This window comes from Rhizobium sp. 268 (assembly GCF_036571585.1).
In the GTDB taxonomy this organism is placed as follows: Bacteria; Pseudomonadota; Alphaproteobacteria; order Rhizobiales; family Rhizobiaceae; genus Rhizobium; species Rhizobium redzepovicii.
Window position 1 is genome coordinate 14359 of the sequence record NZ_JAPPSO010000016.1, and the last position, 25657, is coordinate 40015.

23 protein-coding genes are annotated in these 25657 nt (G+C 61.5%); 14 read left to right on the forward strand and 9 right to left on the reverse strand.

Going from position 1 to position 25657, the window contains the following annotated elements; all coding sequences use genetic code 11:
- Positions 1–267: 267 nt before the first annotated feature.
- The 5 genes from OS035_RS26840 (at position 268) to OS035_RS26860 (ending at position 3946) form a co-directional block, all read left to right on the forward strand.
- Positions 268–1176, forward strand: coding sequence for an ABC transporter permease (locus OS035_RS26840; protein ID WP_183777621.1), 909 nt, complete (start codon positions 268–270; stop codon positions 1174–1176).
- A gap of 1 nt (position 1177) precedes the next feature.
- Positions 1178–1999: an ABC transporter permease gene (locus OS035_RS26845; protein ID WP_097628194.1), complete on the forward strand. Its 822-nt coding sequence runs from the start codon at positions 1178–1180 to the stop codon at positions 1997–1999.
- Position 2000: 1 nt separating this feature from the next.
- Positions 2001–2744: an aspartate/glutamate racemase family protein gene (locus tag OS035_RS26850; protein WP_183777623.1), complete on the forward strand. Its 744-nt coding sequence runs from the start codon at positions 2001–2003 to the stop codon at positions 2742–2744.
- Between the two features lie 3 nt (positions 2745–2747).
- Positions 2748–3359, forward strand: a complete 612-nt coding sequence (locus tag OS035_RS26855; RefSeq protein WP_003593270.1) for a flavin reductase family protein — start codon at positions 2748–2750, stop codon at positions 3357–3359.
- Positions 3360–3448: 89 nt separating this feature from the next.
- Positions 3449–3946, forward strand: a complete 498-nt coding sequence (locus tag OS035_RS26860) for a heme-degrading domain-containing protein (RefSeq protein ID WP_097628196.1) — start codon at positions 3449–3451, stop codon at positions 3944–3946.
- 41 nt (positions 3947–3987) lie between these two features.
- Here OS035_RS26860 and OS035_RS26865 read toward each other — a convergent pair whose 3' ends face one another.
- A complete protein-coding gene (locus tag OS035_RS26865; protein WP_331814255.1) occupies positions 3988–5247 on the reverse strand; it encodes an AGE family epimerase/isomerase in 1260 nt (419 codons plus the stop codon).
- A gap of 170 nt (positions 5248–5417) precedes the next feature.
- Here OS035_RS26865 and metH point away from each other — a divergent pair, with 170 nt between their 5' ends.
- Both metH and OS035_RS26875 read left to right on the forward strand, forming a co-directional pair.
- Positions 5418–9191 (forward strand): methionine synthase, encoded by a 3774-nt coding sequence (metH, locus tag OS035_RS26870; RefSeq protein WP_331814256.1) that lies wholly within the window; start codon positions 5418–5420, stop codon positions 9189–9191.
- A gap of 195 nt (positions 9192–9386) precedes the next feature.
- Complete coding sequence (locus tag OS035_RS26875) at positions 9387–9620, forward strand: type II toxin-antitoxin system Phd/YefM family antitoxin (protein ID WP_097628199.1); 234 nt, start codon at positions 9387–9389, stop codon at positions 9618–9620.
- 162 nt (positions 9621–9782) lie between these two features.
- On the opposite strand, the gene OS035_RS26880 is transcribed toward OS035_RS26875, so the two are convergent.
- Together OS035_RS26880 and OS035_RS26885 are read right to left on the reverse strand one after the other, a co-directional pair.
- Positions 9783–10547, reverse strand: a complete 765-nt coding sequence (locus tag OS035_RS26880) for a GntR family transcriptional regulator (protein WP_097628200.1) — start codon at positions 10545–10547, stop codon at positions 9783–9785.
- Positions 10544–11428, reverse strand: a complete 885-nt coding sequence (locus OS035_RS26885) for an N-acetylglucosamine kinase (protein ID WP_097628201.1) — start codon at positions 11426–11428, stop codon at positions 10544–10546. Before OS035_RS26885 ends, OS035_RS26880 begins: the two co-directional genes overlap by 4 nt.
- Before the next feature lie 531 nt (positions 11429–11959).
- Between OS035_RS26885 and OS035_RS26890 the strand changes: the two genes are divergently transcribed.
- From OS035_RS26890 to OS035_RS26910, 5 genes are all read left to right on the forward strand, one after another.
- Positions 11960–13219: an ABC transporter substrate-binding protein gene (locus tag OS035_RS26890; RefSeq protein WP_097628202.1), complete on the forward strand. Its 1260-nt coding sequence runs from the start codon at positions 11960–11962 to the stop codon at positions 13217–13219.
- A 218-nt stretch (positions 13220–13437) separates the two neighbouring features.
- Positions 13438–14385 (forward strand): carbohydrate ABC transporter permease, encoded by a 948-nt coding sequence (locus OS035_RS26895; RefSeq protein WP_097628203.1) that lies wholly within the window; start codon positions 13438–13440, stop codon positions 14383–14385.
- A 9-nt stretch (positions 14386–14394) separates the two neighbouring features.
- On the forward strand, positions 14395–15234 hold the full coding sequence (locus OS035_RS26900; RefSeq protein ID WP_097628204.1) for a carbohydrate ABC transporter permease: 840 nt from the start codon (positions 14395–14397) through the stop codon (positions 15232–15234).
- Positions 15231–16292 carry a Gfo/Idh/MocA family protein gene (locus OS035_RS26905; RefSeq protein WP_097628205.1) on the forward strand — a complete coding sequence of 354 codons (1062 nt, stop codon included), beginning with the start codon at positions 15231–15233 and terminating at the stop codon, positions 16290–16292. Before OS035_RS26900 ends, OS035_RS26905 begins: the two co-directional genes overlap by 4 nt.
- A 10-nt stretch (positions 16293–16302) precedes the next feature.
- On the forward strand, positions 16303–17304 hold the full coding sequence (locus tag OS035_RS26910) for an ABC transporter ATP-binding protein (RefSeq protein ID WP_097628206.1): 1002 nt from the start codon (positions 16303–16305) through the stop codon (positions 17302–17304).
- 121 nt (positions 17305–17425) lie between these two features.
- On the opposite strand, the gene OS035_RS26915 is transcribed toward OS035_RS26910, so the two are convergent.
- The 6 genes from OS035_RS26915 to OS035_RS26940 form a co-directional block, all read right to left on the reverse strand.
- Positions 17426–17731 carry an NIPSNAP family protein gene (locus tag OS035_RS26915; RefSeq protein WP_097628207.1) on the reverse strand — a complete coding sequence of 102 codons (306 nt, stop codon included), beginning with the start codon at positions 17729–17731 and terminating at the stop codon, positions 17426–17428.
- A gap of 196 nt (positions 17732–17927) precedes the next feature.
- The gene (locus OS035_RS26920) at positions 17928–18989 is read right to left on the reverse strand and encodes an ABC transporter ATP-binding protein (protein WP_097628208.1); all 1062 of its coding nucleotides are present in this window, start codon (positions 18987–18989) and stop codon (positions 17928–17930) included.
- Positions 18990–19001: 12 nt separating this feature from the next.
- A complete protein-coding gene (locus OS035_RS26925; RefSeq protein ID WP_003593296.1) occupies positions 19002–19790 on the reverse strand; it encodes an ABC transporter permease in 789 nt (262 codons plus the stop codon).
- A complete protein-coding gene (locus OS035_RS26930; RefSeq protein ID WP_097628315.1) occupies positions 19787–20680 on the reverse strand; it encodes an ABC transporter permease in 894 nt (297 codons plus the stop codon). The genes OS035_RS26925 and OS035_RS26930 overlap by 4 nt, the downstream gene beginning before the upstream one ends.
- Before the next feature lie 71 nt (positions 20681–20751).
- Positions 20752–21855, reverse strand: coding sequence for an ABC transporter substrate-binding protein (locus tag OS035_RS26935; protein WP_012558401.1), 1104 nt, complete (start codon positions 21853–21855; stop codon positions 20752–20754).
- 191 nt (positions 21856–22046) lie between these two features.
- Complete coding sequence (locus OS035_RS26940; protein WP_003593299.1) at positions 22047–22919, reverse strand: MurR/RpiR family transcriptional regulator; 873 nt, start codon at positions 22917–22919, stop codon at positions 22047–22049.
- Between the two features lie 177 nt (positions 22920–23096).
- Here OS035_RS26940 and OS035_RS26945 point away from each other — a divergent pair, with 177 nt between their 5' ends.
- Both OS035_RS26945 and OS035_RS26950 read left to right on the forward strand, forming a co-directional pair.
- Positions 23097–23867: an N-formylglutamate amidohydrolase gene (locus tag OS035_RS26945; protein WP_310807241.1), complete on the forward strand. Its 771-nt coding sequence runs from the start codon at positions 23097–23099 to the stop codon at positions 23865–23867.
- A gap of 119 nt (positions 23868–23986) precedes the next feature.
- Positions 23987–25549, forward strand: coding sequence for an amino acid permease (locus tag OS035_RS26950; protein ID WP_097628211.1), 1563 nt, complete (start codon positions 23987–23989; stop codon positions 25547–25549).
- Positions 25550–25657: the final 108 nt, after the last annotated feature.

Sequence of the window (25657 nt, forward strand, 5' to 3'; positions counted from 1 at the left end):
TCGGCGAGGGGGCGGAGAAGCATTGTCTTTTGCTGATGCTCTAGACGTCGCTGCGCTCCGCCCCTCATCTGCCCTTCGGGCATCTTCTCCCCGCTGGGGAGAAGGGGGAGCTTGCCGCTCGGCAGGCAACAAAAGATCAAGGCTCGCGGCTGCCGAGACGCTGCCGCGATTCCTCTTCTCCCCAGCGGGGAGAAGGTGCCGGCAGGCGGATGAGGGGGCTGCACGCGCTCCCGTCCCACCTGATCTAGTGAGAACGGAGAACCGATCATGGCGACCATCGCAGCGGCAACGGAAGACAGCAAGCAGCCTATACGCCGCACGTTGCGCCTCTCCCCCTCAGCCATCTCCTATCTCCAGGCGACGCCGCTGATCGCCATCCTCGGCTTCTTCTTCCTGCTGCCGATCGCCATGATCACCGTCGTCAGCTTCTGGGACTACGATTTCGCCGGCCTCTATCCCGACTTCCTCACCATGAACTACACCGACACGCTCGGTTCATGGGTAACCTGGAAGACCTATCTCAACACACTGAAATTCACGGCGATCGTCTGGGCGCTGACGCTTCTCATCGGTTTCTGGGTCGCCTATTTCCTCGCCTTCCACATCCGCAAGACCTCGACGCAGATGATCCTGTTTCTCGTCTGCACCGTGCCGTTCATGACCTCGAACATCATCCGCATGATCTCGTGGATCCCGGTGCTCGGGCGCAATGGCCTTGTCAATTCGTCGCTTATTAAGATGGGCATCATCCCGCAGCCGATCGAATGGCTGCTCTATTCCGATTTCGCCGTCGTGCTCGCCATGGTGCATCTCTATACGCTGTTCATGGTCACGCCGATCTTCAACACGCTGATGCGCATCGACCGGTCGCTGTTCGAGGCGGCGCGTGATGCCGGCGCCTCCGGCTGGCAGGTGCTGTGGAATGTCGTCATTCCGCTGGCAAAACCCGGCATGGCGATCGGCACGATCTTCGTCGTCACCCTCGTCATGGCCGATTTCTCGACGGTGCAGGTGATGTCCGGCGGCCAGAGCGCCTCGGTGGCGCTGATGATGAAGAACCAGATGTCGCTGCTGCAATATCCGGCGGCGGCCGCCAATGCCGTGGTGCTGCTGGCCGTGGTTTTGCTGATGGTCGCAGCCATCCTGCGCGTCGTCGACATCCGCAAGGAGCTTTGAGATGAACCACGAAAAACGCGGCCTCGAATTCTATCTGCTGGCGATCTTCTTCGCCGTCTTCGTGCTGTTCCTCTACGGTCCGCTCTCGGCGGTGCTGATCCTGTCCTTCCAGGGGCCGGACGGCGGGCTGACCTTCCCGATGAACGGCGTTTCCACCCATTGGTTCTTCAACCTGTTCGAAAAACAGGCGGTCGGCGATTTCGGCGCCTCGTTCCGGCGCTCCTTCAGCCTCGGGCTGATGGTCATGGCCGTGACCGTCACCGTGTCGCTGCTCGCCGGCCTCGCCTTCCGCCGCCGTTTCCGCGGTTCGACCGTGCTGTTCTATGCCACTGTCGCCAGCCTTGTCGTGCCGTCGATCATCGTTTCGCTCGGCATTGGCGTCGTCTTCCAGGAGGGCGGGCTGAAGCCCGCCTGGTATTCCTCGGCCTTCGGCGCGCATCTCACCTGGACGCTGCCCTTCGGCGTGCTGATCATGTTTGCCGTCTTCAACCGCTTCTCGCCGGCCTATGAAGAGGCGGCGCGCGACCTCGGCGCGTCCGCATGGCAGACCTTCCGCCATGTCGTGCTGCCGATGATCGCGCCGAGCCTGATCGGCGTCGGCCTGTTCGGCTTTACGCTATCTTATGACGAATTCGCCCGCACGTTGATGACGTCAGGCACTTACAATACGCTGCCGCTCGAAATCTACGGCATGACCACCAATGTCACGACGCCGGTGCTCTATGCGCTCGGCACGGTGACGACGCTGTTTTCCTTCACCATCATTCTCATCGCCCTCGGCATCATGACGATGCTCAGCCGGCGGCAGGCAAAGATCAACTGACATGCGCATCCTCATCGTCAATCCGAACACCACGGCCTCCATGACCGAGAAGGCGGCCACCGCTGCGCGGGCGGTGGCTGCTTCAGGCACGGAAATCATCGCCGCCACTTCGCAGATGGGGCCCGTCTCCATCGAGGGCCATTATGACGGGGCGCTGGCGATCCCCGGCCTGCTTTCCGAACTGAAGGAACGATGGGCGGCGGGTTACGACGCGGCCGTCATCGCCTGCTTTGACGATACTGGGCTCGACGCGGCGCGGAGTTTCGCCGATGCGCCGATCCTCGGGCTCTGCGAATCCGCCGTCGCGACAGCGGGTTTCCTAGCGCAACGCTTCACCGTGGTGACGACGCTGGAGCGGTCACGGGTGCTGATCGACAATCTGGTGCGCCGCTACGGCATGGGCGAGCGCGCCAAGGTGCGCGCCTCCGATATCCCGGTGCTCGAGCTTGAAGATCCGGCCTCGGGCGCAATCGGCAAGCTCAGGGCCGAGATCGAACGGGCGCTTGCCGAAGACGGCGCCGAGGCGATCGTGCTGGGCTGCGCCGGCATGACGGATCTGGCGAGGGAATTGCAGGATATCTACGGCGTGCCCGTCATCGATGGTGTCTCGGCCGCCGTCAAGCAGGCAGAGGCGCTGGTTTCGCTCGGCCTTTCCACCAGCAAGCGCGGCTCCTACGCCTCGCCGCTGCCGAAACCCTTCACCGGAGCGATGGGCGTCTTTGCGCCGGCCGGGAAGCTCGGCTGAGCCATGGCCATCTCCTTCGACTTCAAAGAGCTCAGTGAGCGCGAGCGTTACAAGCTGATGATCGGCACGATCATTCCACGGCCGATTGCGCTGGTGACGACGGTCGACGAACACGGGCGGATCAACGCAGCCCCTTTCAGCTTCTTCAACTGCCTTTCGGCCGATCCGCCGATCCTCGCGATCGGGGTCGAAAACAATGCCGACATGTCGTTCAAGGACACCGGCCACAATATTCGCATGACCGAGGTCTTCACGGTCAACATCGTCTCTTTCGCCATCGCCGAGGCGATGCATGTCTGCGGCGCTCGCTATCCCCGCGGCGTCGACGAGTTGAAGGAGGCTGGGTTGACGGCGATGCCGGGCGCGAAGGTGGCCTCGCCCTGGATCGCCGAGGCGCCGGCAGCCTTCGAATGCCGGCGGCATGTGACGCTGGAGCTCGGGCGCTCGCGGCAGATCGTCATGGGCGAGATCGTCTATGCGCATTATCAGGACGGCGTCGTGGATCCGGAACGGCTGCATGTCGATCCGGCCGCCGTCGATGCCATTGCGCGGCTCGGCGGCGATACCTGCGCCACCATCCGCGACCGCTTCGAGATGCTGACGCCGAAACTCTGAGCCCGGGGTAGCTCCAAGTTTTTGCTTTACTTTTTTGCTCCCCGCAAGAATGGTCGCAGCGGATCATCACGGCAGAGGAGTGCTTAGCCATGACAGTCGAACAGGATCTCAGCCGGATCGCGGAACAGGAGAAGGCGCTGAGCTTCGACGCTTTCGATCTGACGACGGCATGGCAGCTCGGCAAGCTCCTGCAGGAACTTGCCACCGAGCGCGGCCTCGGCATCGCGATCGATGTGACCCTGCATTCGATGCCGGTCTTCTATGCCGCACTGCCTGGCGTGACGCCCGACAACGTCAACTGGGTCAGACGCAAGCGCAACATGGTGCTGCGCTATTTCCGCAGCAGCTATGCCTCCGGCCTGAAGCTCGGCAAGGACGGCAAGACGGTCGAGGATAACGGGCTTTCCGGCGCCGATTATGCGCCGCATGGCGGCAGTTTCCCGATCAACGTCAAGGGCACCGGCTGCATCGGCGCGGTCACCGTCTCCGGCCTGCCCCAGCGCGACGACCACAATCTCGCGGTCGAGGCCCTGGCGCTGATGCTGGCAAAGGATCTGGACACGCTGCGGCTCGACCCGCTGCTCTGAGCCGGCCATTTGCTGGATAGGCGGGCGCCGGTTAGTGAACCTCAGAGCCTGCCGCCGGCCTCAGTAATGCTCTTCGTCAGGCTGCCGGTTGCCGGGAAGAGCGGGATGAGGCAGGCCTGCAGGGCGTGGTAGATATCGCCCTTGCCGGGGAAGAGCGAATGGGCGGGAACGAGATCCTCCGTCAGCTCCTCATGCCAGCCGCCGTTCCGATGGTCGATGAAGGCGCGTTCGATCACATTCCAGATTTTGCGGTAGCATTCCTCGTGATAGTCGCTCGGCAGGTGCTCGTTGAGGAAATGGGCGGCGGCCGCACCCTCGCAGGCCGGCCACCAGAGCTTATTGCGCTTGGCGGGCTTGTCGTTCCAGTCGAGCGTATAGAAGAAGCCGCCCTTGTCGCTGTCCCAGCCGAGCGCCATTGATTGCTCGAAGAGGGCTTTGGCCGCATCCGGCATCCACTCGATGCGTTTGCCGCCGAGGGCCCAAAGCTGCAGGATGAGGCGGGTCCATTCCAGCCAATGGCCGGGCGTCGTGCCGGCCGGGCGGAACATTTCGTTCGGATGATAGTATTGCTTGTCGAGCTTCCATTCGGCGTCGAAGTGCTCGGCGACGCGCCAGTCGACCGAACCGGCCGCGCGCCGGATGACGAGGTCGGCGATGCTTTCGGCCTTGGTCAGGTAATCCCGGTCGCCTGATGCTTCGAAGGCGGCCATCAGCGCTTCGGTCAGGTGCATGTTGGAGTTCTGGCCGCGGTAGGCGCCGCTGTCGAGCGGCTGCCAGTCGGCGGTGAATTCCTCGGCGATGGCGCCGTGGCGCGGCTCCCAGAACTTGGTGTTCAGGACCTCGGTAATATCGGCAAGCATGCCGTCGGCCAGCGGATGGCCGATCGTCTTGGCCGATGAGGCGGCGAGCAGCACGAAAGCATGGCCATAACCCTGCTTGTTGGAATCGACCGGACCACTGTTGTCGAGCGACCAGAAATAGCCGCCATTCCTCAGGTCGCGGTGATGGTTCCAGAGATAGTCCATGCCGTGGTCGACGACGTCGGCAGCACCCGGACGGCCGAGCAGGGCGCCGATGGCAAAACAATGCACGGCGCGCGCGGCGATATGGATGCTGCGCACTTGGCCCTCGGCATCGAGCGGCTTGCCGTTATCGTCGAGATCGTAGAAGCCGCCCTTTGGGTTGACCGAATTGTGCTGGAAGAAATCGAAGAGGCCGTTTGCCTGGGCAAGCAGCCAGTCGCGGTGATAGGCGCGGCTCGTCCAGTTGCCAAGCGCGGCGTTGCCGGTTGCGGGTGCCATGATACTCCTCCGATTTGGTGGGCAATGCGTGTCAATTGCCTATATAGAGGCCGTTCAAGCCTGTCATCCGCTGAGACTTGCAAAGCACGAAATCGATAGGCATATATTGACATAAAGATATCTTTATGTGATTTGAACTGTCTGGTCTTACGACGTCAAGGAGCCCTCCCGTGTTCGATACTCTCTTTGGTCCGGAAACGGGCAAACGTGACGGCAACGAAATTTTCGCAGCGCTGCGCAAAGCCGCGAGCGAGCGCATCCTCGTCCTCGACGGCGCCATGGGCACGCAGATCCAGGGGCTGGGCTATGACGAAGACCAGTTCCGCGGCACCCGCTTTATCGGCTGCGCCTGCCACCAGAAGGGCAATAACGACCTTCTGATCCTGACCCAGCCGGATGCGATCGAAGAGATCCATTATAAATACGCCAAGGCCGGCGCCGATATTCTCGAGACCAACACCTTCTCCTCGACCCGCATCGCCCAGGCCGATTACGAGATGGAAGGGGCGGTCTACGACCTCAACAAGGAGGGTGCGGAGATCGTCCGCCGCGCGGCACAGCGTGCCGAGCGCGAGGACGGCCGCCGCCGTTTCGTCGCCGGCGCCATCGGCCCGACCAACCGCACCGCCTCGATTTCGCCCGACGTCAACAATCCCGGTTTCCGCGCCGTTACCTTCGACGATCTGCGCTCCGCCTATGGCGAGCAGATCGACGGCCTGATCGACGGCGGCGCCGACATCATCCTGATCGAGACGATCTTCGACACGCTGAACGCCAAGGCGGCGATCTTCGCCTGCGAGGAGCGCTTCGAGGCCAAGGGCGTGCGCCTGCCCGTCATGATCTCCGGCACGATCACCGACCTTTCCGGCCGCACGCTCTCCGGCCAGACGCCGTCGGCCTTCTGGAATTCGGTGCGCCACGCCAATCCCTTCACGATCGGGCTGAACTGCGCCCTCGGCGCCAATGCGATGCGCCCGCATCTGCAGGAGCTTTCGGGTGTCGCCGATACTTTCATCTGCGCCTATCCGAATGCCGGCCTCCCGAACGAATTCGGCCAGTACGACGAAACGCCGGAGCTGATGGCGGCGCAGATCGACAGCTTTGCCCGCGAAGGCCTGGTCAACATCGTCGGCGGCTGCTGCGGTTCGACGCCCGAGCATATCCGGGCGATCGCCGAGACCGTCGCCAAGTACAAGCCGCGGCCGCTTCCCGAGCATCGCCCTTTCATGTCGCTGTCGGGCCTCGAACCCTTCGAGCTGACCAAGGACATCCCCTTCGTCAATGTCGGCGAGCGCACCAACGTCACCGGCTCGGCGAAGTTCCGCAGGCTGATCACCAATGCCGACTACACGGCAGCGCTCGACGTCGCACGCGACCAGGTCGAGAACGGCGCGCAGGTGATCGACATCAACATGGATGAGGGCCTGATCGATTCCGAAAAGGCGATGGTCGAGTTCCTCAACCTGATCGCCGCCGAGCCCGATATCGCCCGTGTGCCCGTGATGATCGACAGTTCGAAATTCTCGATCATCGAATCCGGCCTGAAGCGCGTCCAGGGCAAGCCGATCGTCAACTCGATCTCGCTGAAGGAAGGCGAGGAGAATTTTCTCGCCCAGGCGCGGCTGTTGCACAATTACGGTGCCGCCGTCGTCGTCATGGCCTTCGACGAGACGGGGCAGGCGGACAGCTATGAGCGCAAGGTGGAAATCTGCACCCGCGCTTACAAGCTTCTGACAGAGAAGATCGGCTTCCCACCCGAGGATATCATCTTCGACCCGAACATTTTCGCGGTCGCGACCGGCATCGAAGAGCACAATAATTACGGCGTCGATTTCATCGAGGCGACGCGGACGATCCGCGAGCGCATGCCGCTGGTGCATATTTCGGGCGGCGTCTCCAACCTGTCCTTCTCGTTCCGCGGCAACGAGCCGGTGCGCGAGGCGATGCACGCCGTGTTTCTCTACCACGCCATCCAGGCGGGTATGGACATGGGCATCGTCAATGCCGGCCAGCTCGCCGTCTACGACAATATCGATCCGGAGCTGCGCGAGGCCTGCGAAGACGTGGTGCTGAACCGCCGCCCCGACGGCACCGAGCGGCTGCTCGAAGTCGCCGAGCGTTTCCGCGGCGCCGGCGCCAGGGAAGGCCGGGTCCAGGATCTTTCCTGGCGCGAATGGAGCGTTGAGAAGCGTCTCGAACATGCGCTGGTCAACGGCATCACCGAATATATCGAAGCCGATACCGAGGAGGCGCGCCAGCAGGCGGCCCGGCCGCTGCACGTCATCGAAGGGCCGCTGATGGCCGGCATGAACGTCGTCGGCGATCTGTTTGGCTCGGGCAAGATGTTCCTGCCGCAGGTGGTCAAGTCGGCGCGGGTCATGAAGCAGGCGGTCGCCGTGCTGCTGCCCTACATGGAAGAGGAAAAGCGCCTGAACGGCGGCGAAGAACGTCGCTCGGCCGGCAAAATCCTGATGGCGACGGTCAAGGGCGACGTGCACGATATCGGCAAGAACATCGTCGGCGTCGTGCTGGCCTGCAACAATTACGAGATCGTCGACCTCGGCGTCATGGTGCCGGCGACGAAGATTCTCGACACGGCAATCGCTGAAAAAGTCGATGTCATCGGCCTTTCCGGCCTGATCACGCCGTCGCTCGACGAGATGGTGCATGTTGCGGCTGAGATGGAGCGGCAGGGGTTCGACATCCCACTGCTGATCGGCGGGGCGACGACCAGCCGCGTGCATACGGCGGTGAAGATCCATCCCGGCTACAACAAGGGGCAGGCGATCTACGTCACCGATGCGAGCCGCGCCGTCGGCGTCGTCTCGGCGCTGCTGTCGCCGGAAACGCGCCAGGGTTATGTCGACGATACAAGGGCCGAATACGCCAAGGTGGCGGCCGCCCATGCGCGCAGCGAGGCAGAGAAAGTGCGCCTTCCATTGCCGCGGGCCCGCGACAATGCGCATAAGGTCGACTGGTCCGGCTACCAGCCGACGAAGCCGCAATTCTTTGGCACGCGGGTATTCGAGGATTACGATCTGGCCGAGCTTGCCAGATATATCGACTGGACGCCGTTCTTCCAGACCTGGGAACTGCGCGGCCGTTACCCCGCCATTCTCGAGGACGAGAAGCAGGGCGAAGCGGCGCGTGCGCTCTGGGCTGATGCGCAGTCGATGCTCAAGAAGATCATCGACGAAAAGTGGTTCCGCCCGCGCGCCGTCATCGGCTTCTGGCCGGCCGGCGCCGTCGGCGACGACATTCGGCTGTTCACCGATGAAAGCCGCAGCAAGGAGCTTGCCACCTTCTACACCTTGCGCCAGCAGCTTTCGAAGCGCGATGGGCGGGCGAACGTGGCGCTCTCCGATTTCGTGGCGCCTGTCACAAGCGGCGTGCAGGACTATGTCGGCGGCTTCGTGGTGACGGCGGGCATCGAGGAAATCGCCATCGCCGAGCGCTTCGAGCGTGCGAACGACGACTATTCCTCGATCCTCGTCAAGGCGCTGGCCGACCGCTTCGCCGAGGCCTTTGCCGAGCGCATGCACGAGCAGGTGCGGCGCGAATATTGGGGCTATGCAAAAGACGAGACGCTCAGCAATGAGGATCTGATCACCGAAGCCTATGCCGGCATCCGGCCTGCGCCGGGTTATCCCGCCCAGCCCGACCACACCGAAAAGGCAACGCTCTTCAGGCTGCTCGACGCGGAAAAGGCTGCCGGTGTTAAGCTGACGGAGAGTTATGCGATGTGGCCGGGCTCATCGGTCTCGGGTCTCTATATCGGCCACCCCGACTCCTATTACTTCGGCGTCGCCAAGGTGGAGCGCGATCAGGTGGAAGACTATGCCAAGCGCAAGGGCATGGAGGTTTCCGAAGTCGAACGCTGGCTCGGGCCGGTGCTAAACTACGTGCCGCGCAAGACCAGCGAGGAGATCGAAGACGCCGCCTGATTTGCTGAGTCTTCGCAGCCGCTTGAGGCGGCGCGCTCAGGAACTGATTCAATGAATGAAAGCCGGGAAGTGATTCACTTTCCGGCTCTATGATTTTGATATGGTTCAATAATGATCCGCGTTCTAGCTTTTCGAATTCGATAGCCGAATTGATGTTGTAATGGCATTCTCTGCCAAGCAGCGAATGGGGCCGCGATGCAAGTTACTATCCATGCCGCGAAGGCCAATCTATCGAAATTGATCGACGCCGCGCTTTCCGGTGAAGAAGTGGTGATCGCTAGGGGACGCAAGCCTGTCGTGAAGATCATGCCGATTGTGCAATCTTCCTTCAAGATCGGCCTGCTCAAGGGGCTGGTTGCTGGAAATGGGCCTGACTTTTTCGCGCCCATGGATGAGGGCGACCTTGCGGCCTGGGAAGGGGGCGAGTGAATTCCCTTCTACTCGATACCCATGCCTGGGCATGGGCGCTGACTGGCGATAAACGGCTGTCGCCGCCACTGCCATGCTGAATGGGATACCGATCACTTCCGCCGATGCGATCTTCGATCAACTCGCCGGAAATGAGCGCTGGATTACTCGCTTCTGGTAGGCTCAGGTAACCCCGATCGTCAGCTCGGCGACGAAATCATAGGCGTCGCCGCGATAGAGCGAGCGGGTGAATTCCACGGCGCGGCCGGAGCCGAGATAGGAGATGCGCTCGATCGACAGGCCGGCGGCACCGACGGAGACACCGAGAATCTGGGCGTCGGCTTCCTTCATGTTGGTCGCCGAGATGCGCTGCACGGCCCGCACCGGGCGGACCTGGAGTCGTTCGAGTTCGGCATAGAGCGAATTGGTGACGGCGGCGGGATCGGGGAGAAACTCGCCGGAGACGCTGGCATTTTCGATTGCCAGCGGCTGGTCGTCGGCGATGCGCAGGCGGGAGAGGCGCGAAACCTTCACGTCGGTGCCGAGGCCGAGAATCATCATCTCGTCGGGCGAGGGGGTGTGGATGCCCTTGTGCAGCCATTCGGAACGGGAGGACATGCCGCGGCGCGCCATGTCCTCGGTGAAGGAGGTAAGCTGCGACAGGCGCTGCTCGACCCTTGAGACGGGTTTGGCGACGAAGGTGCCGGAACCATGGCGGCGCACCAGCAGACCGTCGGCGACGAGTTCGTCGATCGCCTTGCGCACGGTGACGCGGCTGACGGCGGCGAATTCCGCGATGTCGCGTTCCGGCGGCAGCGCATCGCCGTGACCGAGCGTACCGGTGCGCACGGCCTCTTCCAGCGTACGGCGCAGCTTGACGTAGAGCGGGCCGGTGCCGGCCGCCTGCAGACGCTCCAGGGACAGGAGGGTGGCCAGGTCGTCGGTCATGCCGCACCTCTCTGTTCGTCGTGCAGGAGCTTGACGGCAAGTTCGACCGCACCCTGCAGGGCATCGCCCTTCGGCCTGGCAAGCCGTGCCTTGTAGCGTTCGGAAAGCCACGGCTCATAGGCTCCTGCAAGGCCGCCGAGCAGGCAGATCGACGGGCATTCAGGCCAGAGCAGCGCTTCGAGGCTTTCGCCGATTGCCGTTGCCGCGTCCGTGATGATGCCGACCGCGACGGCATCGCCCTTAGCCGCATGTTCGAAGACCACAGGTGCATAGCGGGCAAAATCCATCGGTCTTGCCGAATGCGCGAACTCGACGATGCGCTCAGGATCGCTGCCGTATTCGGCCATGATCGCTTCGGTCATGGGAGACGACGGGCGCACGCCGTCATGGGCGAGCAGCGATCGCTCCATCAGGTCGCGGCCGAGGCGGGCGCCGCTTGCCTGGTCGCCGACGATGAAGCCCCAACCGCCGATGCCGTTCAGCCGGCCGTTCCTGCGGGCATTATAGACCGAGCCGGTGCCGAAGGCCCCGACGATGCCGTCGCCATCGCCGAGCGCGCCCTGTAGGGCAATCAGCGCATCGGTGACGACGCGGCCTTCGGCAAAGGGCAGGGCCTTTTTTATTCGCTGCCCGTAATCCGTGACATTGGCGCCGGCGACGCCGACGACTGATGCAACAGAGGCGATGGTTTCAGCCGCAAGTCCTGCATCTATCAGCGCCTGCCGGGCGGATTCGACAATGTTGAGAAGAGAATTTTCCAAATCGGACAGGATATTGGCCGGGCCTGCTTTGCCGCGGCCGATGACATTGCCGTGTCTGTCCGCGACCGCGGCTCGGCAGCTCGTTCCACCGCCGTCTATGCCGATTGCAAGCTCCGTCATCGGGCCTCCGAATACGCCGTTCCCTATGTTTTTTATTACAATACCAAAAAAATACCATTTACCAAGTGGGAATGATAGAGAAAATTCGTCTTTTTATCATGTTGATTTTATTCGATAAAATTTTTTAATGAATTTTTTGGGGCAGAAAAGTTAAATTCGGCTGGACAATTGGTATTTTTTTGGACTTAATTCGGCAAAAGGGAACAGCACATCGAAGCCCGCGAAAACCGGCGGCAAAGCCAAGCCGGAACCGCTTCGAGGATGATCGAGAGAACGACCCACCGCTTGTCAGACTGGTGGCGAAGTTCGGTATCCATCGGCTTTTCCCGATCAATTTTGCCGCGCCCGATGCAGGTCACGGGGCAGCGCGCAGTCCGGCCGCAAGCGATCCGCCTTTGCGTCCGTCGAGCTTTCGGGGCCGGCAGGTGCTGGCGGCCCTCCAAGAGGCGTTGGGTGTTTCCTCAAGCACACCAATTGCTTGTTTCAGATCGAAAACAGCGCCTTGCGGCGCTCAAAACACAGGAGAGGGAAATGAAAAACACTGCTCTGAAAAGCTTTCTGCTTGCCTCCAGCCTGCTGACTTCGGCAGGTCTCGTCCATGCCGCCGACGTCACGCTGACAGTCGAAAGCTGGCGTAACGACGACCTGCAGATCTGGCAGGAGAAGATCATTCCGGCCTTCGAAGCGAAGAACCCGGGCATCAAGATCGTCTTCTCGCCGACCGCGCCGACCGAATACAATGCCTCGCTGAACGCCAAGCTCGATGCCGGCTCCGCAGGGGACATCATCACCTGCCGCCCGTTCGACGCTTCGCTGGAACTCTTCAACAAGAAGCAGCTCGTCGACATTACCAGCCTGCCGGGCATGGAGAACTTCTCAGCCGTCGCCAAGGCGGCCTGGACCACCGACGACGGCAAGTCGACCTTCTGCGTGCCGATGGCTTCGGTCATCCACGGCTTCATCTACAACAAAGATGCCTTCGACAAGCTCGGCATCTCCGTGCCGAAGACGCAGGACGAGTTCTATGCAGCCCTCGACAAGATCAAGGCCGACGGTACCTACATCCCGCTCGCCATGGGCACGAAGGACCTCTGGGAAGCCGCGACTATGGGCTACCAGAACATCGGCCCGAACTACTGGAAGGGTGAAGAGGGCCGCGAAGCGCTTATCGCCGGCAAGCAGAAGCTGACGGACGCCGACTGGGTCAAGCCCTACGAAGAGCTTGCCAAGTGGAAGCCCTATCTCGGGGACGGCTTCGAAGCCCAGACCTACTCGGACAGCCAGAACCTCTTCACGCTTGGCCGCGCCGCGATCTATCCGGCCGGTTCCTGGGAAATCGCGCTGTTCAACACGCAGGCCCAGTTCAAGATGGGCGCGTTCCCGCCGCCGGTTCCGAAGGCCGGTGACACCGGCTACATCTCCGACCATCCCGATATCGGCGTTGCCCTAAACGCGAAGAGCACGCATGCCGAGGAAGCCAAGAAATTCCTCAGCTGGGTCGCATCGCCCGAGTTCGCCGATATCTACGCCAACGCGCTGCCGGGCTTCTTCAGCCTGAACTCCAACCCGGTCAAGATGTCCGATCCACTCGCTCAGGAATTCGTGTCCTGGCGCGGTCCGTACAAGTCGACCGTGCGCTCGACCTACCAGATCCTGTCACGCGGCACGCCGAACCTTGAAAACGAGACCTGGGTCGAGTCCGCCAACGTGATCAACGGCACCGATACGCCGAAGGTCGCTGCCGAAAAGCTCCAGAAGGGCCTCGACAGCTGGTACAAGCCGGCCAAGTGACGTGGCGGGGGGCCGCGTTTGCGGCCCCTCATCCGGCCTGCCGGCCACCTTCTCCCCGCGCGCGGGGAGAAGCAGACTCGCAGCGACCTCTCAGCCCGATTTCGCATCCCAGCAGGGTATTGCCTCTCTCCCCCGTCGGCAGAGAGTTCGGGTGAGGCGCAACATCTTCCATCTGCGCCCGCAGGATTGCGGCCAGTCGACGAGAACAGGCAAACGCCATGAGCCAAACCGACAACGCGATCGATATCGTCCCGATCAAGCGCCCGGTGCGCTGGCACATCTTCGTCTTCATGCTGCCCGCGGTGATCGTCTATTCCGCCGTCATGGTGCTGCCGCTCATCGAAACGCTCAGGCTTTCGCTCTACAATATCGTCGACGGTCAGCCGGCCTTCGTCGGACTTGCGAATTTCAGGGTGTTGTTCGGCGATCCGCGCTGGGCGCATGACTTCTGGAACGCGCTGGTCAACAACCTGATCTTCTTCGCTATCCACATGTGCGTGCAGAACCCGATCGGCGTGGCGCTTGCCGCCCTGCTTTCGGTGCCGAAGCTGCGCGGTGTCGCCTTTTACCGCACGGCGATCTTCCTGCCGACGCTGCTCTCTTTCGTCATCGTCGGTTTCATCTGGAAGCTGATCCTGTCGCCGATCTGGGGCGTGGCGCCCTGGATGCTCGATCTCATCGGCTTGAAATTCCTGTTTGCGCCCTGGCTCGGCAAGCCCGGCTCGGCGCTGATCGCAGTGTCGCTGATCTCCAACTGGCAGTATATCGGCATTCCGATGATGCTGATTTATGCCGCGTTGCTCAGCATCCCCGAAGAGGTGATCGAGGCGGCCGAATGCGACGGCATCACTGGCTGGGCGCAATTCTGGAAGATCAAGCTGCCGCTGATCCTGCCGGCAATCGGCATCATCTCGATCCTGACCTTCGTCGGCAATTTCAATGCCTTCGACCTGATCTACACGGTGCAAGGGGCGCTCGCCGGACCTGATATGTCGACCGATATTCTCGGTACGCTGCTCTACCGCACCTTCTTCGGTTTCCAGCTTCAGCTCGGCGACCGCTCGATGGGCGCGACGATCGCCACGGTGATGTTCCTCATCATCCTCGCCGGCGTCTCGCTCTATCTCTTCGTCATCCAGCGGCGCATGCGTCGCTACCAGTTCTGAGGAGCGCGCATGTCCAAGGCACGCACATCTCCGATCCGCACCGGCCTCGTGCATCTGGCGCTTGGCGCCTATACACTGGTCGCGCTGTTTCCGGTTTTCCTGACGGTGGTCAACTCGTTCAAGGATCGCGCCTCGATCTTCCGCGAGCCGCTGATGGTGCCGACGCCGTCGACATTCAGTCTGGTCGGTTATCAGACGGTGCTCGGTCAGGGCGATTTCGCCACCTATTTCCAGAACAGCTTCGTCGTGACGATCGTCTCGATCCTGCTGGTACTGCTCTTCGGCGCCATGGCGGCCTTCGCGCTTTCGGAATATCGCTTCCGCGGCAACACGCTGCTCGGGCTCTATATGGCGATCGGCATCATGATCCCGATCCGCCTCGGCACGGTGGCAATCCTGCAGGGCATGGTGGCGGCAGGCCTCGTCAATACGTTGACGGCGCTGGTCCTCGTCTACACCGCGCAGGGCATACCGCTGGCGATCTTCATCCTGTCGGAATTCATGCGCACGGTCTCGGATGATCTCAAGAATGCCGGGCGCATCGACGGGCTTTCCGAATATGCGATCTTCTTCCGCCTGGTGCTGCCGCTGGTTCGGCCGGCCATGGCGACCGTCGCCGTCTTCACGATGATCCCGATCTGGAACGATCTCTGGTTCCCGCTGATCCTGGCGCCCTCCGAGGCCACGAAAACGGTAACGCTCGGCTCGCAGATCTTCATCGGCCAGTTCGTCACCAACTGGAACGCGGTGCTGGCGGCGCTGTCGCTGGCGATCCTGCCGATCCTCGTTCTCTACGTCATCTTCTCGCGGCAGCTGATCCGCGGCATTACGTCAGGAGCCGTCAAGTGAGCCACGAGAAACCCATCCGCGTCCTCGTTGCCGGCCTCGGCAACATGGGCCGCAGCCATGCGCTCGCCTATCACAACAATCCAGGCTTCGAGATCGTCGGTCTCGTCAACCGCTCGACGCCGAAGCTGGAGCCCGAGCTGCAGGCCTATACGATCCATCCCGATTTCGCGACGGCGCTCGCCGAGCTGAAGCCGGACCTCTGCTCGATCAACACCTATTCCGACAGCCATGCCGATTATGCCGTCGCCGCTTTCGAGGCCGGCTGCGACGTCTTCGTCGAGAAGCCGCTGGCGACCACCGTCGCCGACGCTGAGAGGGTCGTCGCTGCCGCGAAGAAGGCCGGGCGCAAGCTGGTGATCGGCTATATCCTTCGCCATCACCCCTCATGGACGAAGCTGATCGAGGAAGCGCGCAAGCTCGGCCCGCCTTACGTCTTCCGCATGAACCTCAACCAGCAGTCCAGCGGCCCGACCTGGGCGACGCACAAGTCTCTGATGCAAACCACGTCGCCGATCGTCGATTGCGGCGTGCATTATGTCGACGTCATGTGTCAGATCACCGACGCAAGGGCAGTCGAGGTGCGCGGCATGGGGCTGCGGCTGTCCGACGAGATCGCCGCCGACATGTATAATTACGGTCAGTTGCAGGTGCTCTTCGAGGATGGTTCGGTTGGCTGGTACGAGGCCGGCTGGGGACCGATGATCTCGGAGACCGCCTTCTTCGTGAAGGATGTGATGTCGCCGAAGGGTGCGGTGTCGATCGTCATGGATCCGAACGCCAAGTCCGACGATATCGACACGCACACCAAGACTTCCGTGATCCGTCTGCATACGGCCGAAACCGGGCCGGACGGCAAGTTCATCCGGCCCGACCAGGACATGAGGATGACGGGCGAGCCCGGTCATCAGGCGCTCTGCGACTTGGAACAGGCCTTCATGCTGAGGGCGATCCGCGAGGATCTGAACCTCGATCGCCATATGGCCGATGCGGTGGCGTCGCTGCGCATCTGCCTTGCCGCCGACGAGAGCGTGCGCACCGGCCAGCCGGTCAGATTGTAAGGAAAAATCAGTGGGATCACTTCAACTCAAATCCATCCGCAAGACCTATGGCACGCATGAGGTGCTGAAGGGCATCGACCTCGAGGTTGAGGACGGCGAATTCGTCATCTTCGTCGGCCCCTCAGGCTGCGGAAAATCGACGCTGTTGCGCAGCATTGCCGGCCTTGAGGACGTCACCTCGGGCGCCGTCGTCATCAACGGACGCGACGAGACGCTGACGCCGCCGGCCAAGCGCGGCATTGCCATGGTGTTCCAGTCCTATGCGCTCTATCCGCACTTGACGGTCAAGGACAACATGGGCCTCGGCCTCAAGCAGGCGGGCACGCCCAAGGACGAGATCGATAGCCGAGTGGGCAAGGCATCGGGCATGCTGTCGCTCGCCCCCTATCTGGCGCGGCGGCCGGCCGAACTCTCGGGCGGTCAGCGCCAGCGCGTCGCGATCGGCCGCGCCATTGTGCGCGAACCGGAACTCTTCCTGTTCGACGAGCCGCTGTCGAACCTCGACGCAGCGCTGCGCGTTCAGACCCGCCTTGAAATCGCTCGGCTGCACCGCAGCCTGAAGGCGACGATGATCTACGTAACCCATGACCAGGTCGAGGCGATGACGCTTGCCGACAAGATCGTCGTGCTGAATGCCGGCGCGATCGAGCAGATCGGCTCGCCGATGGAACTCTACAATCGTCCGGCGAACGTCTTCGTTGCCGGATTCATCGGCTCGCCGCAGATGAATTTCATCGCGGCCGAAAAGGTCGGGGATCACAGTGCCAAGACGATCGGCGTGCGTCCCGAACATATGACATTATCGCGCGAGCAGGGGAGTTGGGCAGCGAAGGTCGTGCACGTCGAGCATCTCGGCGCCGATACAATCATCTATCTGGAATCCGATCAGTGCGGCCTGCTGACGGCGCGTCTGTTCGGCGAACATCAGTACGAGCCCGACGAGACCGTCTATGCGACGCCGGATCAGGCGCGTGTGCACCGCTTCGATGTGGACGACCAGGCAATCCGCTGAGCGTATGACAAGCGCAAGCCCTGCGGCCTTGAACTGACTGACCCCCGAAGGTTGATGTCCAACTTTCGGGGGTCAATTCACCTGCGGGGTTTTAATATGCAGCCGCCGTCCGCCGGTTCGATCAGTTGAGCACCGGCCGCATGAAGCTACGTTCATAGCTGACGATACTGCGGTTGCGCTTGTCGAGTTCGAAAGCGGCCTGACATTCCGGATCGCTTGCCATGCGGGTTCGATAGTCCTCGTAGGCGGCAAGGCTCGGGAAGGAAAACAATGCAACGGCAATGTTGTTGGCGCCTTCGGATGGCAGGAAATAACCGTGATGGGTGCCGCCCATCCTGTTGACGATCGGAATCCAGAGCCGGGCATATTCCTCGAATTCGGCGAGCTTGTACGGATCGATCACATAACGCAGGTGGCAGGTAATCATTGAAAATATCCCGTCGCTTGAAACGCCGGGCGAAGAGCTGTCCCGGCTCATTTGGTTTGGGCAACTTCTGGCACCGAGTTGGGAGAGTTCAAGTGCTTTGTGGTGATGGCTGCATCACGCTTGCTGACAGTTCGGCCAACCGACCTGAAAAAGGCGCCGTTTTGCGGCGCCTTTTGCGTGAGCGGTATTGTCAAACTCAGTCGCGGATGACCAGCAGATCAGCCGCCATGAAGCGCAGCGTCACCGTTTCGCCGGCCTGCGGCGGGGTGACGCCGGGGCTGTTGAACATGTCAAAGGAAATGACGTTGCCGCCGACATTCATGCGGGTGCGGATGACCGACCCCAGGAAGTGGGCCGAGACGACCTGGCCGGTGAGCGCGGTATCGCTTCTGACGGTGTCGGAGAGCGAGCCCGCTTCCGGGCGCAGCGCCAGCGAGATGGTTTCGCCGGCCTTGTGGGCTGCGACCGACTGCTTCAGCGTGATGGCCTGATCGCCGATCTGGATGCGGTTGGCGTCGGGATCGACGACCTTGGCCTCGATGAGGTTCAGCGTCCCAACGAAGGAGGCGACAAAGCGCGTTGCCGGCGTATTATAGATCTCGAAGGGCGAACCGATCTGGTCGGCCTTGCCGGCGTTCATGACGACGATGCGGTCGGAGATCGACAGCGCCTCTTCCTGGTCGTGGGTAACGAAAACCGTGGTGATGCCGAGCTGCTGCTGGATCTGGCGGATTTCCTCGCGCAGCGACACGCGGATCTTGGCGTCGAGTGCGGAGAGCGGCTCGTCGAGCAGCAACACCTGCGGCTTGACGGCAAGCGCACGGGCAAGAGCGACTCGCTGCTGCTGGCCGCCCGATAATTGGTAGGGGAAACGGTCGGCGAGGTGGTCGAGCTTGATCAGGCCGAGCATTTCCTTGACGCGGGCGTCAATTTCAGGCTTGGGGGCGCCGGCGACCTTCAGGCCGAAGGCGACATTGTCGTGCACCGTCATGTTCGGGAACAGCGCATAGGCCTGGAAGACCATGCCGATATTGCGCTGGTTCGGCTTCAGCGCGCTCTGGTCCTTGCCGTTGATGGTCAGCGTGCCGCCGGTCGGCGTTTCGAAGCCGGCGATCATGCGCAGAACGGTCGTCTTGCCGCAGCCTGACGGTCCGAGGAAGGAGACGAATTCGCCCTTCTCGATGTTCATGTTGAAGTTCTTGACGACCTGGACCGGGCCGAAGGATTTCTGAATGTTGGTCAGCGTGAGAAAAGACATGAGCCGATTACCTTAAGCCTTTGCCGGGCGGGCTTTGCCGAAGCGGGAAACGAGGTTGAGCAGGCCCATGCTGAGCCAGGTGATCGAGAAGGCGATGACGGCGAGCGCCGAAGGCTCATAGGCCTTGTTTGCACCGACGAGCTGCAGGTAGGGGCCGAAGGCCGGGCGGTTGAGCAGGGCAGCGAAGGTGAATTCGCCCATGACGATCGCCAGCGTGATGAAGGCACCCGACAGCACGCCGCTCATGACGTTGGGAAAAATGCACCTGAACATGATGGTCGTCCAGCGCGCGCCGAGGCTTTCGGCTGCTTCCGTCAGGGTGCGGACGTCGATGGCGCGCATGGCGGTGTCGACGGCGCGGTACATGTAGGGCAGGGACAGCGTGATGTAGGAGAAGACCAGCAGTATGTTGGTGCCGGTCGTCGAACCCGTCAGCGGTAGATAGGACGACGAGTTGTACATCCTGAGATAACCGAAGACGATGACGATTGCCGGAATGACGAGCGGGAGCAGCGTGATGAATTCGACGACCGGGCGCATCTGCGGCAGCCGCAGCCGCACCCAGTAGGCCGTCGGCACGACGAGCAGCATGCCGAAGACAATGGTCAGAAGCGCCATCATCATGGAGTAGCCGAAGGTCTCGCGGAACTGGGCGTCCGAGAAGACCGACTGATAGGCATCGAGACTGTATTCACCGCGGCGCATTCGCAGCGAAAATTCAATGGTGCCGATTAGCGGAATGATGAAATAGGACGCGCCCAGGATGATGGCGATCCAGGCTCCGAGACGTTGCGCTTTCATTTCTGCCACCGTTCGGCGCGCATGCGCAGCATGAGGTACAGGACGTTGGATACGCCGGTGATCACGATCATGCCGAGCGCGATTGCGTAACCGAGGTTGGCATTGTGCAGAACGTCGCCGCGGATCTGCGCGTAGAGCAGGATCGGCACGATGTTCAGCGAACTGCCGGTCAGCGCGAAGGCGGTGGCTATGGCGCCGAAGGCGTTGGCAAAGAGCAGCAGTGTCGTGCCGAGCAGGCTCGGCCAGAGGATCGGCATCGCGACCATCGTCCAGTACTGACGGTTGGTGGCGCCGAGGATCTGCGAGGCTTCACGCCATTCCTTCTTCATGCCGTCGAGCGCAGGCGTCAGGATCAGCACCATCAGCGGGATCTGGAAATACATATAGGTGATGGTGAGGCCGAAGAAGGACAGCAGGTTGAAGCCGGTGCTGTAAAGGTTGAAGTCGAACCATTCCCGCAGGAAGACCGTCACGAGGCCGGTGCGGCCGAGCGTTGCCAGAAAGGCGAAGGCGAGCGGCACGCCGGCGAAATTGGAGGCGACGCCGGAGAAGGTCAGAAGCGTCGAGCGCACCGAGTTCGGCAGGCCGCCGAGCACGACGGCCCAGGCGAGGAAAAAGCCGATCAACGCGCCGCCCAGAGCCGAGGCGACCGAGACGCGGATACTGATCCAATAAGCGCTCATGATCGATGGCGTAAAAAGATCGCCGATATTCTTCAGCGTAAAACTACCCTCGGGTGTCAGGAACGCGCCCGCCACGAGATAAAGCGTGGGGATGATCAGAAACAGCAGCGAGAAGATAATGAAGGGTGCAATGCCCAGCCAGTCGATCACGCGATCTCTGTTGATCAAGGGGGCGCTGCTGACCATAGGCGTAGAGACGGTGCTCATGGAAAAGCTCATCCTGGGGCGTCGGAGTGAGAGAACCTCCCCGCCGTTGGGCGGGGAGGCAGGATCAGAGGTTACTTGACGCTGGCGCCGACCACGGAATCCCAGTTCTTGGTGATGGTTTCCTTGCCGGCCGCCTGCTCTTCGAGCGTCGGGAAAACAGCCTTTTCATAGGCTGCTGCAGGCGGCAGCTTGTCGAGCAGGTCCTTCGGGATCTTGTTGTTCTTGGCAAGATCGTTGAAGCGGATCGGGTGGCAATATCCCTTCAGCCAGCCAAGCTGACCTTCGTCGGAATAGAGGTATTCCATCCAGAGCTTGGCAGCGTTCGGGTGCGGAGCGAAGGCCGAAATCGCCTGGACGTAGACACCGGCAACGACGCCCGTCTTCGGAACGACAACCTCGAACGGAGGATTGCCCTTGAGGCTCTGGCCCCAGGACAGGGCGTTGTAGTCCCAGGCGACGATGATCGGCGTCGAGCCCTGAGCGAAGGGAGCCGCCTTGCCGACGACGGGCACGAAGTTGCCAGCCTTGTTGAGTTCGGCGAAGAACTTCAGGCCTTCTTCGCCTGCCTTGGCCGCGTCACCGCCGGATGCGGAAAGACCAGCAGCATAGACGCCCTGGACAGCCTGGTTGGCGCTGCGCGGATCACCTGCAAGCGCGACCGTGTTTGCGTAGTCGCTCTTCTTCAGGTCGGTCCAGTCGGCCGGCGATTCCTTGACGAGGTCCTTGTTCACGAGGAACGAGAGAACGCCGTAATAGTCGCCGTACCAGAAGCCTTCGGCATCCTTGGCCGTGTCCGGGATCGAATCCCAGGTGGAAACCTTGTAAGGCTGGATCAGACCGTCCTTCTTGGCGGACGGACCGAAGGAGAGGCCGACGTCGATGACGTCAGGAGCCTGCGGACCGGTGTTGCCCTTGTTGGCCTTGATGGCTTCGACTTCGTCGCCCGAACCTGCGTCCGGGTTCAGTTCGTTGACTTCGAGGCCATACTTGGCCTTGAAGCCGGCAATGACGTCGCCGTAGCCGCACCAGTCGTGCGGAAGAGCGATCGTGGTCAGGGTGCCTTCCTTCTTGGCGGCGGCGATAAGTTCAGCGCTCGGCTCGGCGGCGGCAATCGCGGTCGAAGCCACGATCATCGCAGTAGAGAGCGACAGAAGTCGAGAAATGTTAGAGATCACTGTTGTTCTCCTTCGGGTTTTCAGTGTCTGGCGATGCTGTTAATCAGCTTACATGAAGCTTGTGTGACGGGTGGATGACGTTAATTTTGCTATGAATAGCAGGCGTTTGCGACACGTGTTTTATTTGCGACGACACGACCTGTTTCCGCGAAGGTCCGTCCTTGTTCTCCCCTTTGTTTTTCTTGTCCCTCCTAACCCGGTTTGCGGAAAAGCTTGGTCTGCTCGAACAAGCCCTCAAGCGTCTTCATGCGCTCCTTCGTCTCGTCCCAGGTGGAGTTCTGAACGGCCTCGATGAGCGCTTCAACGATGAAGAGGGTGACGACGGAGGAGTCCCAAGCCGACGGCGCCTCGATCCGAACGCGGAAGGCATGCCGGGCGAGCTTGGCGGCGGGCGAGCTCCACTGGTCGGTGAAGACGACGATTTCTGCGCCGCGTTTGCGAGCGGCAGTCGCAAGGCTCACCATCTCCTGCTCGTAGCGGCGGATGTCGAAGATGATCAGAATGTCGCCGGCATTCATGTTGAGAGCATATTGCGGCCAGCTGCTGGAGTTCGATGATAGCAGCGTCGTCGCCGGCCGAATCACCTGCATATGGGTGAAGAAATATTCGGCAAGCGCGCCGGTGATGCGGCCGCCGACGAAATAGAGGCCGCGCTTGCGGTCCGACAGCAGTGAGGCGACGCTGTCGAAGGTCGCGGTGTCGAGATCGGTCAACGTCTGGCGCAGATTGCTCATGATGGCATCGGCGAAACGGTTGAGGATATGCGTGCCAGGCGCGTTCTGGGCCCAACGATCATGCTTGGCGATCGGGTTGGAGATCGTCGCTTCGACCTCCAGATGCAGATGTGCCTGAAAGTCCGGATAGCCCTTGAAGCCGAGCTTCTGCACCATGCGCACGACCGTCGGCGTCGAAACGCCGGCATTCTCGGCGATCGTGGTGATGCTGCCGAGACCGGATACCGGATAATTGTCGAGAAGGCTTTCGGCCAGTTGCTTCTCGGCGCGCGTCAGCACCCCGAAATGCGAGTGTATGACGTCCGAAACCGTCTTCGATGCAACTGTCACTTAACGATGCTCCCCGGGGTGGTCTGGCGCCACTTTCCCGCTCAAAGTTAACAACGCTGTCATAATCCATGTCAACTACTGTCATGAAAAGAAATTTTCAGTCGACGCTTGACAGTGACCGAAACCTGAAGAATTCTTTTCTTGGAAAGCTTTTATTAAGGGATAGGAGTGGCGCCATTGGTGCTGGGCGGGCCAAAAATCCTCAGCGAAGCGGACGGTGATTGCGTCGGGATCGAGCGCGTCGGCGGCCGAAGCCCGGTGCTGCTCGTCTGCGAGCACGCTTCGAATGTGCTTCCCGCTCATTTCGGTGATCTCGGCCTGCCCAGCGAAGCGCTCTTAAGCCACATTGCCTGGGACCCGGGGGCTCTTTCAGTCGCCCGCGGCATATCGGAAGGGCTCGATGCGACGCTCGTCTACCAGCGGTTCTCTCGGCTGATCTACGACTGCAACCGGCCGCCGAGTTCACCCGGCGCCATGCCTGAAGTAAGCGAGATCTATGCCGTTCCCGGCAACACGGATTTGACCGCCGAAGAACGGCTTGCGCGCACCGACGCGCTCTACGTGCCTTTCCACGACGCCATCCGCGGGCTGATCCGCGATCGCCGGGCGAGGGGGCAAGACAGCATCATCGTGACGATCCATAGCTTCACGCCGGTCTATCACGGCCGCGAACGCGCCGTCGAACTCGGCATATTGCACGATGAGGACAGCCGGCTCGCCGACCGCATGCTGGAGGCTGCGGCCGAGGCGCCGCTTTACAGGACGGAACGCAACCAGCCTTACGGGCCTGAGGATGGCGTGACTCACACGCTGATCCTGCACGGGCTGTCGAACGGCTTGCGCAATGTGATGATCGAGGTCCGCAACGACCTCGTCGCAGACGATGTCGGCCAAGGGGTCATGGCCGACTATCTAAAAGGGCTGCTCCAGCAAAGCCTGGACGCCTGATAAAAAGAAGACCCGAGGGAGCAGTCTAACTGCGAACGTCCGCACGGCGCAAATGCAGCGGGCAATTTGGCACTGAACCGGCCCGCAATCCCGCGGCCGATCGTGAACAGGGGGAAGTCATGTCGGATTATTCCGAACTGGACAAGAAGCAGGATGTGCACATCCTGCATTCCATGGGTTATGCCCAAGAACTCGAACGACGCATGAGCTCGTTCTCGAACTTCGCCGTCTCATTTTCCATCATCTGCATCCTCTCCGGCGGCATCAATTCGCTGGCGCAAGCGACCTCCGGTGCCGGCGGAGCCGCCATCGGCATCGGCTGGCCGCTCGGCTGCTTCATCTCGCTCGTCTTCGCCGTTGCCATGGCGCAGATCAGCTCCGCCTATCCGACGGCCGGCGGGCTTTATCACTGGGGTTCGATCCTCGGCAACCGCTTCACTGGCTGGCTGACCGCCTGGTTCAACCTGCTCGGTCTCGTCACGGTGCTCGGCGCCATCAATGTCGGCACCTATTATTTCTTCATGGGTACGTTCGGCACGGGCTATCTTGGCTTGACGGACACTATCACGGTGCGGATCGTCTTCCTCGTCATCATCACCGGCGCACAGGCGCTCGTGAACCATATGGGGATAGGGTTGACCGCAAAGCTGACAGACTTCTCGGGTTATCTGATCTTCGCGACCGCCATCGCGCTTGCCGTAGTGTGCCTGTTATCGGCCCCGTCATATGAATTCGGCCGGCTCTTCACCTTCGCCAATTATTCCGGCGAAGCGGGCGGCAGTGTCTGGCCGACGACGTCGGGCAGCTGGGTTTTCCTGCTCGGTCTGCTGCTGCCGATCTACACCATCACCGGCTACGACGCTTCGGCGCATACGTCGGAAGAGACGGTCAAAGCCGCCCACTCGGTGCCGCGTGGCATGGTCGCCTCAGTTCTGTGGTCGGCACTCTTCGGCTACATCATGCTGTGCTCTTTCGTGCTCATGCTGCCGAATATGGACGATGCAGCAAAACAGGGCTGGAACGTGTTCTTCTGGGCGATGGACACGCAGGTCAACGCGACCGTGAAGGACATCCTCTACTTGGCGATCCTCGTCAGTCAGTGGCTGTGCGGCCTTGCTACCGTCACTTCGGTTTCCCGCATGATCTTCGCCTTCTCGCGTGACGGCGGCCTACCGGCATCGAAGGCGCTGTCGAAAGTCAGCCCGCAGTACCGCACGCCGGTGGCTGCGATCTGGACCGGCTCGATCCTTTCGGTGCTGTTCGTCTGGTTCACCTCACTCGATATCATGAAAATTGGCGACACGCCGGTGTACACCATCGTCGTTTCGTGCACGGTCATCTTCCTCTTCTTCTCCTTCGCGATCCCGATCACGCTCGGTCTCTTCGCCTGGGGCACATCGAAATGGGACAAGATGGGACCGTGGAACCTCGGCGAAGGCCTCTTCAAGCTCTTTGCAGTGCTGTCGATCATCGCGATGGTTCTGATCTTCATTCTCGGAATCCAACCGCCGAACGGTGCTGCCCTTTACGTTACCGTTGGCTTCCTTCTGATGACCGCAATCGTCTGGTTCGGTTTTGAAAGCCGGCGCTTCAAGGGACCGCCGATCGGCGCTGAGGTGGCAAAGCGCCAGGCCGAAATCGCAGCTGCCGAAGCGGCGGTTGGCGAAAGCGGCGAAAAATAAGCATCGAGGCTTCCCTCTCAAATGGCGGGGCCGCTCCTGCGGCCCCATCGCCGGTTCAACGAAAAGGCATCAGGCCCACATCGGCCGAGCGCATGCGATTTCGTTGCC

Coding starts and splice junctions, on each gene's coding strand:
- OS035_RS26930 (WP_097628315.1), bottom strand. CDS start 20,680: ATGAGCACCGTCTCTACGCCTATGGTCAGCAGCGCCCCCTTGATCAAC.
- OS035_RS26875 (WP_097628199.1), top strand. CDS start 9,387: ATGCAAGTTACTATCCATGCCGCGAAGGCCAATCTATCGAAATTGATC.
- OS035_RS26850 (WP_183777623.1), top strand. CDS start 2,001: ATGCGCATCCTCATCGTCAATCCGAACACCACGGCCTCCATGACCGAG.
- OS035_RS26925 (WP_003593296.1), bottom strand. CDS start 19,790: ATGAAAGCGCAACGTCTCGGAGCCTGGATCGCCATCATCCTGGGCGCG.
- OS035_RS26845 (WP_097628194.1), top strand. CDS start 1,178: ATGAACCACGAAAAACGCGGCCTCGAATTCTATCTGCTGGCGATCTTC.
- OS035_RS26840 (WP_183777621.1), top strand. CDS start 268: ATGGCGACCATCGCAGCGGCAACGGAAGACAGCAAGCAGCCTATACGC.
- OS035_RS26950 (WP_097628211.1), top strand. CDS start 23,987: ATGTCGGATTATTCCGAACTGGACAAGAAGCAGGATGTGCACATCCTG.
- OS035_RS26885 (WP_097628201.1), bottom strand. CDS start 11,428: ATGACGGAGCTTGCAATCGGCATAGACGGCGGTGGAACGAGCTGCCGA.
- OS035_RS26895 (WP_097628203.1), top strand. CDS start 13,438: ATGAGCCAAACCGACAACGCGATCGATATCGTCCCGATCAAGCGCCCG.
- OS035_RS26915 (WP_097628207.1), bottom strand. CDS start 17,731: ATGATTACCTGCCACCTGCGTTATGTGATCGATCCGTACAAGCTCGCC.
- OS035_RS26920 (WP_097628208.1), bottom strand. CDS start 18,989: ATGTCTTTTCTCACGCTGACCAACATTCAGAAATCCTTCGGCCCGGTC.
- OS035_RS26890 (WP_097628202.1), top strand. CDS start 11,960: ATGAAAAACACTGCTCTGAAAAGCTTTCTGCTTGCCTCCAGCCTGCTG.
- OS035_RS26855 (WP_003593270.1), top strand. CDS start 2,748: ATGGCCATCTCCTTCGACTTCAAAGAGCTCAGTGAGCGCGAGCGTTAC.
- OS035_RS26900 (WP_097628204.1), top strand. CDS start 14,395: ATGTCCAAGGCACGCACATCTCCGATCCGCACCGGCCTCGTGCATCTG.
- OS035_RS26880 (WP_097628200.1), bottom strand. CDS start 10,547: ATGACCGACGACCTGGCCACCCTCCTGTCCCTGGAGCGTCTGCAGGCG.
- OS035_RS26860 (WP_097628196.1), top strand. CDS start 3,449: ATGACAGTCGAACAGGATCTCAGCCGGATCGCGGAACAGGAGAAGGCG.
- OS035_RS26865 (WP_331814255.1), bottom strand. CDS start 5,247: ATGGCACCCGCAACCGGCAACGCCGCGCTTGGCAACTGGACGAGCCGC.